This is a genomic window from Olivibacter sp. XZL3 (assembly GCF_004368405.1).
Taxonomy (GTDB): domain Bacteria; phylum Bacteroidota; class Bacteroidia; order Sphingobacteriales; family Sphingobacteriaceae; genus Olivibacter.
In genome coordinates, this window is record NZ_SBJH01000004.1 from 212,694 (window position 1) to 226,129 (window position 13,436).

General features: G+C 46.1%; 7 protein-coding genes. 1 reads left to right on the forward strand and 6 read right to left on the reverse strand.

Going from position 1 to position 13,436, the window contains the following annotated elements:
* Positions 1-11 precede the first annotated feature (11 nt).
* Both EPX21_RS01665 and EPX21_RS01670 read right to left on the reverse strand, forming a co-directional pair.
* Entirely contained in the window at positions 12-815 is an 804-nt protein-coding gene (locus tag EPX21_RS01665) for a universal stress protein (RefSeq protein WP_134087938.1), read from the reverse strand.
* Between the two features lie 159 nt (positions 816-974).
* On the reverse strand, positions 975-3,503 hold the full coding sequence (locus EPX21_RS01670) for a cation-translocating P-type ATPase (RefSeq protein ID WP_134087939.1): 2,529 nt from the start codon (positions 3,501-3,503) through the stop codon (positions 975-977).
* Between the two features lie 258 nt (positions 3,504-3,761).
* Between EPX21_RS01670 and adhP the strand changes: the two genes are divergently transcribed.
* Positions 3,762-4,796: an alcohol dehydrogenase AdhP gene (adhP, locus tag EPX21_RS01675; protein WP_134087940.1), complete on the forward strand. Its 1,035-nt coding sequence runs from the start codon at positions 3,762-3,764 to the stop codon at positions 4,794-4,796.
* A gap of 86 nt (positions 4,797-4,882) precedes the next feature.
* Here the strand turns inward: adhP and EPX21_RS01680 are convergent, their stop codons facing one another.
* From EPX21_RS01680 to EPX21_RS01695, 4 genes are all read right to left on the reverse strand, one after another.
* Complete coding sequence (locus EPX21_RS01680; protein WP_134087941.1) at positions 4,883-6,907, reverse strand: glycoside hydrolase family 97 protein; 2,025 nt, start codon at positions 6,905-6,907, stop codon at positions 4,883-4,885.
* The gene (locus EPX21_RS01685; RefSeq protein WP_134087942.1) at positions 6,858-8,402 is read right to left on the reverse strand and encodes a RagB/SusD family nutrient uptake outer membrane protein; all 1,545 of its coding nucleotides are present in this window, start codon (positions 8,400-8,402) and stop codon (positions 6,858-6,860) included. Before EPX21_RS01685 ends, EPX21_RS01680 begins: the two co-directional genes overlap by 50 nt.
* Before the next feature lie 35 nt (positions 8,403-8,437).
* Positions 8,438-11,482, reverse strand: a complete 3,045-nt coding sequence (locus tag EPX21_RS01690) for a TonB-dependent receptor (protein WP_134087943.1) — start codon at positions 11,480-11,482, stop codon at positions 8,438-8,440.
* Between the two features lie 154 nt (positions 11,483-11,636).
* Complete coding sequence (locus EPX21_RS01695; protein WP_134087944.1) at positions 11,637-13,436, reverse strand: RagB/SusD family nutrient uptake outer membrane protein; 1,800 nt, start codon at positions 13,434-13,436, stop codon at positions 11,637-11,639.

Here is a 13,436-nt window from a genome sequence, read left to right on the forward strand (position 1 = left end):
ATACCAGGCATTTATTTCGCAGGCATCACCAAAATCGGTAGCTGTTTGTAAATCGCTGCCCCTTCGGCAGGTGTAGCGGCAAACAAGTGATCAAAGAAATGATATTTACGGTTTGCGATCGCAACAACACCCTGCTGCCCTTCCGCTAATAGCTCGTAGATTAGTGCTTCGGCCTGCTCGTCCTTACCGCTTTTATAAACAGTTATTGCTGATCCGACGCGGGAATACACCGCATCTGCAAATAAAGCGTCAGTGGCCTCGTCTGCCAAGGGCGGTAAGCCGTCGGCGCTCACATGCAAAATAGACAACTTTACCTTTAACCGTTCACTAAAATGAACGAGCTCATTCAAAACCTTTAGGTTGATATACCTTATATCAGTGATATACAGAATGTTTTTTATTCCCTCAAAGGTAACCCGCTCGGGTATTAATAAAATGGGACAGCTTACTGAATCAACAATTTCCCGGACCTTATTGCCGAATAAAAAACCAGTGGTATTACTCCCTTCGGTAGCTCCCATCAGAATGAGATCTATATGCTGGTCTTTAACCAAAGCCCGTGTAGCCTCTCCAAAATTACCCTTTTCGACTAAGCTGGTTATGATGGGCTTGTAATCAAAAGGCGTAATAAGGTATTCGAGCTCATCCCTTAACTTTTCTATATCAAATAAGACTTCCGCATAGTTCGAAGCCTTTTCATCTAGGATATACGACAGCGTTATATTCGATTTCAGCTGTTGTGCTGACCGCAATGCGTATTGCAAAACGTTATCTTTTCTGTTCGATACGTCGACCATCAGTAATATATTCTTCATCACCTATTTATATTTACCTTCTCCGTTGATGCCTACCATTAAGCTTGACAAACCAAATTTACGTACTTTCAAGTTCCTTTTAACTGATTTAGATAACCCTTTCTAATGATCGTGATCATAATTTGTGCGTCACTGCTATTTACCCAGTCACCGGCCCTATTAAATGGCCAGCATCTTTCGCCTCTTAAACCATTTGACAAGCTCATACCATATAACACTTAAACAGCCAACCAGCGTGCTAGTTGAAAGCTGACGCATAGAAAGTGGTTCAAAACCAAAAAAGTTCCTCAACGGCGCTATTGTCAGAAACAATACGAGCATAAATACAGTAACAAAAATTATCAACGGGATAAGCACATTCTTATACCTGAGCACCTCAAAAAGCGAATAATAAAAAGAACGGTTAACCAATGTCAAAGCAATATTAGCCGTAATTAATGTAAGAAACACCATCGTGCGAACCACAGCTTCCCCTTGCCCCGTATAAACACCGCTCCAATATACAGCTAACACGCCCACTGTAATAGCTAGCCCTTGCACGATGCTGGTACCTAGCTCTCTCCACGTAAAGAAGGTCTCACTTAGCGGACGTGGTCTTTTATCCATGATATTCGGTTCGACGGGTTCATTTTCATATACAATAGAGCAAGTAGGCCCCATAACCAGCTCTAAAAATATAACGTGTACCGGAGAAAAAACATGAGGATACATCCAACCAAGTACCAGCGGTATGAAGACGACCAAAATGATCGGTATATGGATTGAAATAATATATTGGATCGCCTTTTTCAGATTGGTATAAATTTTACGGCCCATGGTTACCGCAGTAAGCATTTTCGAAAGGTCGTCTTCCAGCAAGATTAAAGACGCCGCTTCTTTTGCCATTTCCGATCCCTTTTTCCCCATCGCGATGCCGATATGAGCCGCCCTTAAAGCGGGCCCATCGTTAACACCATCGCCCACCATTCCAACAACCTCTCCGCTCATTTTTAACACGTCCATTACTTTCAATTTCGCGGTTGGGAACATGCGGCTAAAAATTTGGTTTTCCATCACCGCTTTCGTTAAAGCGGGCTCCTCCAGCTGCAACAGCGCTGCCCCTTCAATGTGCTGATCCCTACCATAAAAATCGATTTCTTCTGCAATAGCCGATGTGGTTACCGCATTATCACCCGTTACAATCTTAACCTTGATCCCCGCCCGATAGAACTGTTTGAGCACTGCTTTGATGTTCTTCTTGGGAGGATCATAAAAGGCCACTAAGCCAACAAATTCAAACGACAAAGACACTTGGTTTTCGGGAAATTCAGCTTGCGAAAAATTGGAGTGCCCGACTCCTAGTAGCCGGTACCCTTTTGTTGCTAAGGTATGGATGGCGGCTTCAAGGCGGTCTTTATCATCCTTACTGAAGTTTGAAACAGCGTAAAAGGCTTCCGGCGCACCTTTCGCAGCAACTATCCGCTCTCCGTGTCCATTTTCAAAAACATGCGTCATCATAGGCGGTGTTCCTCCTAAAGGATATTCATACACCATGTGGAACAGCGGCCGTTCATCCAAATCGCACAACCTTTCATATGCTTGATGAAGCGCTTGTTCCATCGGATCAAAAGGGGCCACTTCACTGGCCCACATTGCCGTACGCAATACAGACTGAGCGGCCTTATCCAAGCCCTGCTCGCCGATATGATAAAATTCATCCTCACTCCATGCATAGATACTGACCAAACTCATTTTATTCTCCGTCAGCGTACCCGTCTTGTCCGTGCATATCACCGTGGCGCTTCCCAAAGCCTCTACGGTCTTCATCTGCTTAACCAGTACACCATCCTTCATAAGGCGCCATGCCCCCAAAGCCATAAATGTGGTAAACGCAACCGGAATCTCCTCCGGTAAAATACTCATGGCCAAGGTCAAAGCCTTGAGCAGACTATCCAAAACAGCAAAGGATTCGGCATAATTGATTGCCCAAACAATCAGAAATACCAATGTACCCGCATAAGCCATTTTCGTCACAAAGTTCCTTAATTGGATCTCAAGAGGCGTCTTTTCAACTACTATATCGGCAATACTCTTTCCTATTTTTGCAAGCTCCGTCTTCTGTCCTATGGCTGTAACGGCAGCCACTGCCGAACCGCTTACCACACTCGTTCCCTGGAAAATACGAATATCATTTTTAGCTTCGTTCTTGGAAACTGCTAATGATTCGCCTGTAAGAATTGATTCATTCACCGCGAAGTCATGGCTAGCTAACACACGGGCATCGGCAGCAATGGTGTCTCCCTCCTCTACCACCAGGTAATCGCCGCGTACGAGGTCTTTACTGTTGATCATTTCAAGGTTGCCCGAACGGATTACTTTGCTCATTGGTGCTGTGATCTGTCGTAGCTTGGCGATCGCATTTCTGCTCCTCGTGTCCTGAAAAATCGAAATGACTGCAATAAGCACAATAGATACCGCTAAAAAAATGGCCTCCGCCTTTTCGCCACTGACAAAATAAATAGCCGATGCGGATAACAGCAGGAGTACCATTGGTTCTTTAACCAGTTGAAGCACCATAAAAAAGAGGCCTCCCTCCTTTTTAGCTTCGACGAGGTTCTCTCCTCCGCTACGCCGCTGCCGGGCTACTTCTGCAGGCGTTAAGCCCTTATAACCGTAGCGCGCAGCATCGGATCCTGACTGACTATTCATCTTGCTCATTATTCGACCATAAAACCGGCAACCTTATGTTCGCCCTTCTTTCAACTTAAATTTAAAAAGTCAACCTTTGTATAACCCCTAGAAAACGAATAAGTTCACCAACAGGACGATAAGTAATAGAACCAGCTTGTACAAGCAGTTATCAAGTAGGAAACGCTTTGTGACGACAATCATTTATAAGCTTGAGCGCGATCATGTCCGACCTCTATGCAGCCACCTACCTTTGGGTACAGACAAAAACAAAAGGCTATGATACCAAAAACAATGAAAGCAGCCGTTCTACATGCGTTCGGAGAACCGCTACAAATAGAAGAAGTACCGGTAAAGCGCCCCAGGGAGAACCAAATTCTAGTGAAAGTCGTCACCTGCGGCGTGTGCCACACCGATTTGCATGCCTGTGAAGGCGACTGGCCCGTAAAACCAAAATTACCTTTAATTCCGGGACACGAAGCCGTAGGCTATGTAGTTGAGTTGGGACCATCCGTAACAAACGTAAAAGAAGGCGACATTGTAGGCGTGCCTTGGTTGTTCAGTGCCTGCGGCTATTGTGAGTATTGCATAAGCGGTTGGGAAACACTTTGTGAAAGTCAGCAAAACGGCGGCTACAGCGTCGACGGCGGCTATGCTGAATACGTCGTGGCCGACGCACGTTATGTAGCCCGTTTTCCGGCAGGCGTCAACTTTTTGGAAGTCGCCCCTATCACTTGCGCCGGCGTTACCGTATATAAAGGTTTAAAAGAGACAGACACCAAACCCGGCGAATGGGTAGCGATTTCGGGTGTGGGCGGGTTAGGCCACCTTGCCGTTCAATATGCCAAAGCCATGGGCTTGCATGTAGCAGCTATTGATGTGGCAGAGGATAAACTGGCATTGGCAAAATCATTGGGAGCCGATCTTACTGTCAACGCGAAAGAAACAAATCCAGGCGCTTATCTAAAACAAGAAACAGGAGGAATGCATGGTGTCCTAGTAACCGCTGTTTCGCCTATTGCATTCAAACAAGGTATGGAAGCACTGCGCAGAAAAGGCACCATCTCACTGAACGGGCTTCCTCCGGGCAGTTTTGATCTACCCATTTTCGACACCGTCCTCAATCGGTATACGGTGAGAGGGTCTATTGTAGGTACGAGAAAAGACATGCAAGAAGCGATTAGTTTTGCGGTAGAAGGCAAAGTAAAAGCATCCGTCCACGCAGGCCGATTAGAGGACATCAACCAGATTTTTGATGATATGAAAAAAGGTCGAATTGAAGGCCGGGTTGTATTAGAAATAGGTACCGCCTAACCTTGTCTTTCCATTCCGAGACACATTTTTTTGCACAACAATAACTTCGGAAACCCGATGCGGGTTTCCGAAGCAGTGAAGTCGTTTTATTCAACTAAGGTTAATTGCATCACGGCACCTCCTCCCGCTGCCAGGTGAAGATCCAATTTACTCGCGCTGTTAACGGTTAACGTTTCAGCTATATAACTGGAAGCATCATGCGGCTGGCTTAAATCGTCCCGAAATAACTTTAACTGATAATTTTTATTTACCGGTAAAAAGGAGAAATCCACTGTCAGCTGCCGTTTCGCCCAATTCGTACTCAGACCTACAAACCAATCGTCATTTTTCCGCTTCGCTAGCACAAGGTATTCGCCCAACCTACCTTGCAAGGCCTTTGTTTCATCAAAAACCGTGGGCACATCCGAAAGAAACTCCAAAACATCCGGATACTTTTCATACTCGTCGGGCGAGTCGCTTAACATGGCCAAGGGCTGATCAAAAAGAACAAACAAAGACAATTCATGACAACGTGTCCCCATAGTGGAGGGCAATCCAGGATCCACTGGTTTGAAAACTTCTTTCGTCGCATTGCGCATAGAGCCAGGTGTATAATCTAAGGGACCGGCTAACATCCGGATATAGGGTATCAATAAATGATAGTCCGGATCAGACGTATAATCCCATTTGGAACATTCCTCACCCCTAACGGCTTCATAGTTCAACACATGAGGATATTTGCGTTGCCAGCCCGAAGGTTTTGTACAGCCATGAAAGTTCACCAGCAGCTGCCGTGCTGCTGCCGCTCGGGCAATCCTTTCCATTGAACGCATGGCGAGTTGATCATCTCTGTCGAAAAAATCCACTTTCACGCCTACCGCTCCCAACGACTTAATAAAATCAAGATTGCCTTCCAGATCATCCAATAAGGTAGTGGCTACACACCACAAAAACACGTTCACATTTCGCGATCTTGCATGCTTAATTACCGCCTTTATATCCACTTGTGGATTACCTTTTTTTAAATCGTAGACATTAGACCAGCCCGCATCAACCATCATGTACTCCAAGCGATTGCGGGCAGCAAAGTCCACATAATAGGTATAGAGCGCTGTATTCCGGTTATCCATACCGGAAGGGATCGATCCGCCGGTCAGAATAGCGTCGTGCCACCACTCCCATGCAGCCTTTCCCGGTTTAACCCAACTGTAATCTTTTCCCCTGTCCGGGTCTTCATTTAAAAGGTAGACTAAATGGTTGCTGAGCAAAGACGTTTCGTCCGTCGTCGCCATAATCACTCGCCAAGGGAAAGCACGGGTTCCAGCGGTTCGGGCTATAAAAGGCTTTCTCTCCTTTACTACCGACACGAAGTTCCCCCAACTACCCAACTCCGTCTGTGCCGGGTAGGCTGCCCATAAGCCTTTTACTCTTACTGGCCCCAGTTGCAGGTACATGCCCGGATAATCAAAAACAGCCGCTTCGGCGATGACGGTTTTCAACTTCTTTTGCTCATCCAGAAAGAGGGCCGGCGTTAGCGAGTGTTTGCCAGCCGCAATACTGTCTAGTGTCGTGTACTTCTCATACGGCACCTCCCAAGACGTAAAGTTCTCCACCATGGGCAGTACAGCGCCACTTTTTCGATCAAGGGCAAAATGAGCAATTTCATTGACTATCTCCAAAGAGTCCTGCTTGGACGTTACAAAACGATAAGCTACCCCTTCGTTATAAGCCCGCAACATCAAGGTATAATCGCCTTGAAAGAAAAGGGTAAGCGCGTTGAAGTCGTCCGTAATACGGGCCGATTGCCCATAAAGCGGTTTAACTTCTTCCCTGCTTTCAAATGTCTTTTGCTTTAAAAGCTTCGGTTTACGACCCAACGTCTCATCCGCTAGCTCCAAACCTATTGCAGACGAACGAATAACTGGCAAACCGTCGTATTGAACGCTTAAACGGAGGCTATCACTTATCTCCACGCGGACACGTTGTTTTCCGTCGGGCGATTGCAGTTCCAACTCTTCGGCTTTTGTATAGCTGCTAAAGGCCGACAAAGCAAATAAGAACATATAAGGTAGAAAAACAGGTTTATTGATTCGCATAGCCTGGGTTCTGATCGTTTTCGCTGATATCTTCATTTTGTCTGATTTCTTGTAAAGGGATCGGGTAGTACCGATGGTACGACTGAATGGTATTTGATTGCTGCGCCCAACGGTTCCGAGCCGGAACATGGGTTGTCAGCATGCCGGTACGATTGAGGTCCATACGCCTCAAGCCTTCAAAACACAGTTCACGCATCCGCTCATCCAATATGTTTGTTCGAAACTCCGCTTGCGACATTCCGCCCTGCCAATGGGCCTCCGGCGGCAAGTTACCGCCCCATGCTCTTTGACGCACCGTCGTATTAACAATATTAACCGCCTCAGCAGTACGCCCCAATTCATTTAACACTTCTGCATAACACAGTAGCACATCTGCATAACGGAGGTAAAAAATATTTTTTCCCGAATTCCAGAAACTGAGCGTCCCATCTGTCCGCGGATCTTCGTATTTTTTCACGTGCGGATCGAGCTCATCGCCTCCCCAGCCGGGTTGCAGCGGTGTGGGCACTCCCCTGTATGTAAAATCGTAGCGAATACTCTCCGATCTCCGCAGGTCGCCCGCTTCCCAAATGCCACCCGCACTTCGGTCCGCGTAACAATATGGCGTTGGCACCAACAGGTCGTAGCCGCCAAAATACGCGTATTGGTCTACCAAGGCTACTGCCCGCGAGCCAGTCTGCCATTGACATTGATTATTATCCGGCCAAACATTATTGAACTGAAATTCGTAGAGCGACTCGTTTGTGTTTGGATACGCCGGGCTCCATAGGTCGGCATAATTGGCTACTAAACTATATACGCCACTATTAACTACTGCTTCAAAATGTTCCAAAGCTTTTCCATAATCCCGCACGCCGGATTCTTCCGGCGCATATAGGTATACCTTTCCGAGCAGTGCCTCTGCAGCCCCTTTGGTTGCCCTCCGTTTGTCACTTTGTGTAATGGGCAAATAGGCGATAGCATGCTCCAGGTCCTGAATGATGTAACTGTAAACAGCCTCCTGTGGCTGCCTAGCGGTACCCAGTTCATCAAAGCGATCCACATCGATAATGGGCACGTCTCCCCAGTATTGAACCATCTCAAAAGTTAAGGCTGCCCGAATAAAACTCGCTTCGCCTAGTAAAATATTTTTTCGATTGGGATCCTGTTCGTTAAACTGTAAGGACGAAATCACCCTTGCCGCCGCTGCAATAACCGGCCATCGACTATCCCATTGCTCAGCCAAGGCGTTATTACTCGGCGACAAGAAACCGTTATAGCGGTCTAGGCCGGCTTGGCTGGCATCTGTCAGCACTTGATAGGCGCCTTGTTGCACTTCGTCGGTACCCAATAAAAAGACGAAACCTCCCCGATCTTTCCGCGTATTCCGCCAACTCGTATAGAGGCCCAACACCAACGGTTCAATATTGTCGAGCTCACTAAAAACCTGTTCTTCTGTCAGGGCCGTTTGCGGCTCTTGCTCTAAAAAGTTGCTGCATGAAGAAATAATCAGGATCAGCAACAAGAGACTATATTTGATAACTGTTTTCATCTTTTGGTTCTTTAATATACGATCTGTTCAGCGATTTAGAGCCCGATGTTTAGTCCAAAAACAAACATGCGAGCCATCGGATAGTCGTCTCCTCCAGTTGGATCGTAGCCTTTGTAATCGGTTATGGTGAACAAATTGCTTGCGGTAGTATATATGCGCAGATTATTAAGCTTATAGCGTTGCGCAAGGGATGTGTTAAAAGTGTAGGAAAGTGTCAGTGCGTTTAATCTTAGAAAAGAAGCATCCTGTACGCTCCAATTTGTATCGCCGGCGCCGTAGCGGCCGCCACCGAAAAAGGCCCTCGGAATATTGGTATTGGTGTGCTCCGGCGTCCATCGATCATTCATGTCTTCATGCGAAGCATACATACCACTTCCGCCCATCAAGCCTTCATAGAGGTAACTTAACGCTTTGGCACCATAATTATAACTGAATACTGCATTTACGCTCCAACCCTTATAGGCTAAATCGGTAGAAAAACCGCCATAAAATTTAGGATCTTTATTTCCCACCACAAATCGATCGTTTTCATCAATGATGCCATTGCCATCGCGGTCCAACGGAAGAATATCACCCGGCCTAACGGTCCTTCCTCCGAAGTCCATGCCCGCAAGACGCTCCATATCTTCTACTTGGGCAATCTTATCGAATTGATAAACAAATATATTATTGAGTGACTCGCCCAAAAACAGGTTCCCTTCCCGCTGAATTTCCACGCCGGTGAAACCGCCACGGTTGTAAATCGCCGTCACATCACCGTATAGCTTCGTGATTTTATTTTTATAGGAAGAGATATTGACACTAAAATTCCATTTCAGCTCTCCTTCCCTCAAAATAGCGGCATTAGCGACAAACTCTAGTCCTTTGTTCTGCAAAGCCCCCACATTGGCGATGGTATTTGAAAAGCCCGACGTCAGCGATAAAGTGCGCTGCATTAGCAAATCGTCGTTATTTATATGGAAATAATCGAAACTAAAGGAAAAGCGGTCGTTTAGTAGAGCGGCATCTAAACCTATATTCAGCTGTTTCTGCTTTTCCCATTTTAAATCTTCATTTCCCAAACGCCCGTCTGACACATAGGTCACCGAATTATTGGAGTAAACCGGCCGGTACAAGGAACGAAAGGCAAAGTCGGGAATGTTTTGATTGCCTGCAATACCATAACCGCCACGCAGCTTTAGAAGATTGACTACTTCTTTATTGAAGAAAACTTCTTCTGCGATATTCCAAGCCAAAGCCAAAGAGGGGAATAAGCCCCATTTGTTGTTCGGGCCGAAGCGTGACGAACCATCATATCTTGCTGTTAACGTCGCATAGTATTTATTCGCGTAATTGTAGTTAACCCGACCGATGTAACTCATTAACGAGTACGTTGTAAAGTCAGAGCCTAGCTCGAAACGGTCTCTCAAAAAAGCACCACTTAAATATTTATAGGAAAAATCATCAGTTGCAAAACCTAAGGCATTTACCTGATTATAATTATAATTTTGCTTTGAAACACTCATACTGAGGAGTGCAGAGAGGTTATGCTTCTCCTGAAAACTTTTGTCATAAGTGATCGCATTATCCCATTGCCAATATAAAGTCTCATCTTTGCGGTGATTGGCAGTCCCTTCTGTTGAGTTACGCAAAGATTCGCCGAGATCTTTGGGTGTATACCAGTAAGTCTGTTGGTTGCGGAGGTCTACGGATAAGTTTGTCCGGATATTCAGGCCTTGAATTGGTTGAATGTTGATATAGTTGTTGGTCATTACCCTGTTCAAAAAGTTGTTTCCGTCGATACGTAAGCTCCTTATCGGGTTGTAAAGATCCGTCGATTCCACATTCGCCCAACGCAAATAATTCATCTGATCATTAATGGCGAGCAAAGGATTCGCATTGGCAGCAATGTTAAAGACCCCATCAGCCAATAGCCCTTCTTCGGTTCGGGTAACTGATGTGTTTGTTCCAACTTTAAGCCATGGCTTTATCTGCTGATCGATATTGACCTGCCCGCCATAACGTTTGTAGCTTGAATTTTTCACCAGACCCAGTTGATCGGTAAAGTTCAAGCCCAGGTACACAGAACCGGTTTCACCTCCCTTCGAAAAGTTCAAACTATGATTTTGTTGCTTCCCTGTGCGGGTTATCTCTTCCAACCAATTATAACTGCGTCCCGAACGGTAAGTCTCGAATTCGTAATCGGCGAAAGCTTCTGATCCGTCTGCTAATAGCTGATCAATATAAGCTTGGCGGTCGGCACCTGGGTTGTTATCCATATATTGGTTAGCGAAGGCGTCCAAGCGAAGGTTAAAGATGTCCTGTGCACCCATGTAGGGTATCATTTTACTAAACTCCTGCACGCCATACCAGCCATTATAATTTATCTGCCCTTCCCCTTGCCCTTTCTTGGTAGTAATCACAATCACACCATTGGCGCCGCGCGAACCATATAAGGCCGTTGCTGAGGCATCTTTTAAGATGTCTATACTGGAGATATCGTCTGGGTTAATGGTATTAACGGCATCTTCAATGATCAACCCATCCACTACATAGATCGGATTGCCGCCATATTGAATGGAATTGTTTCCACGCACGCGGATGCTGGCATTGCCACCCGGACGCGGATTACTTTGAATAAGCACACCGGGCAAGCGGCCCTCCATAGCTTGATTCACCCCAGTAACCGGTAATTCTGCGAGTTTCTTGCTATCAATACGTGTCACTGCTCCCGTCAGGTCGCCCTTTTTAATACTGGCGCCCACAATTACGATTTCGTCTAATTGATTGGATGTGGGCGACAAGCTAACATCAACGAGTGCTTCCCTCGGGATAAATTCGCGACTATCATAGCCTACAGCAGTAAATACAATCCGCGCTCCGGCGGAGACACTTAGGTTAAACAGTCCGTTTTCGTCAGTACTGGTACCATTCGAAGTCCCCCTTTCGAGGATACTCACCCCCGAAATGGCTTCTCCGGTGTTCTTGTCCGTCACCCTGCCTTTAAGTTGCATGACCTGCTGCGCCCATACGGTTTGCACACCAAGTTGCCCGATAAACAATAGGAAAAAAGCGAGGATATAACTAATTTTTGGCCTCATAGATTAGCGTTTGGTTAAAATTTAGCGTTCAATTAGGTCTTTAATAATAAGGGTAAATTTAGGTCGGCTGCCTGCCATTGAAAATGGACTAACATAATAAAAGGATGGATAATCTTATGAATACCCATTCTTTTACTGCACGATATTCGATTTATTACCAGCCCGGATTTTGCACAAGTAACCGTGCCCTGTCGATTTCACTTTGCGGTATGGGAAACAAGTAGTAATTGGGATGAAAGACCCGGCTCTCAAATGCGGTGCGTTGATAAAACTCGATATCCATCAGACTATTTCCCGCTGCAACGTTCAAGCCATAAAAAGGTCCTCTATCAGTTTCCATCGATATTTTCCACCGTCTGGTATCAAAGTAACGCAGCGTTTCAAAAGCCAGTTCCACACGTCTTTCCCTCCTAATCTTTTCACGCATTACCTCTTGGCCTAACCCGGGTTCAATGCCTGGAATACCGGCCCGTTCCCTGATGAGGTTCAGGTACCTTAAAATATCCGGATTACCGGGATCATATTCGTTCAGCGCTTCTACATAATTGAGGTATACTTCTCCCAGACGAATCATCACATAGGGCCTTCTAACCTCTCTACCGATACGTGGATTTGCGTTTGGATGTACGAACTTCCGTACCATATAACCCGTTTTCGAGTAATTGTATTGACCCTCCATACCGTTATTACCGTACCGATGCATCTCAATTACCCGGTCGCCCTCTTCTCGGTTGATCCACAAGGATCCGCTGTATACGATCGAGGCATAAAAGCGTGGTTCGCGGTTCACGAACATATTATAGGTCCCCGCTAAGGTATAAGCGTCCGCTTCGTCGGAAAAGCCACTTTCTACATAACCCGACCCCGCTTCGTCTATTGATTTTCCATTCGCCATAAAGTAGGCATCTACCTGTTGCTGCGTTGCCCCCATGGCCGACCATCCGCCGGCAAAGCGAGGGGTATTCATTACATCCCATTCGCCGTAGTTCCAATCAGGCCGCATAAATATCTGCTCTACATTGAATGGCACAATAAAAGCATTTTGGTAAGATAACATGGGATTTAACGAACCGTCCGCGTTGTACTCTCTATAGAGATCGAAGGCATTCAGGTCGATTACTGCTTTAGCGGCTTCCGCCGCTAATCGCCATTTTTCTATATCGTAGGACTGGTTATACAATACCGTTCCGTCCTGATTAGTAAAATTGGCAAAATCTGTGTTGCCATTATTAAGCGGGCTGGCTGCATATAAAAGTAACCGCGCTTTCGCCGCCAAACACATGGCGCTGGTTGCCCTTCCCAAATCAGCGGCCGCATTGGCATGTCTCAAGGGCAATACGCTTGCCGCTTCATCAAACTCGCTCGCAATATAAGCCACGCACTCATCGTAAGGACTCCGTTCCAATTGTGCTTCCTCCATCGGGATATCCGGTGGAATAATATCCCGTACGATCACCATGGGCCCGTATTGCCGCAAGATGCAGAAATAGAACCAGGCTCGTAAAAAACGGGCTTCGGCAGCATATTGCTGGATGAGCTGCTGCCCATTGGGTAAACGGAGAATCTCCTCGTTCTCCCCAATATGTTCAATAAAATAAGTAGCAGAACGGATGCCGCGGTAATAGCCCGACCAAAACTCTGCGAGATTTGAATTGGCATCCCACATACCGATATTCATAAAGTGGGATGCGTGCCCATCCCAGTTATAGGTCATATCCGCTTCATCAGCCGCACCTACCCAAGGGCTACCCGATGCCTGGTTGCCTTCGGTACGGATATTGGCATAGATATTAGCCAAATATTGCTCCGATTCGTACCTCCGTTTAAATACTTCTTCAATGGTTATGCGATCATCCGGTACCTGATCAAAAAAGTCTTGCTGACAGGCACTTATACATACGCCACCAAAAAGAAGCGTCAGAAAGAGATATTTATATTCTATTAAGCGTATCAT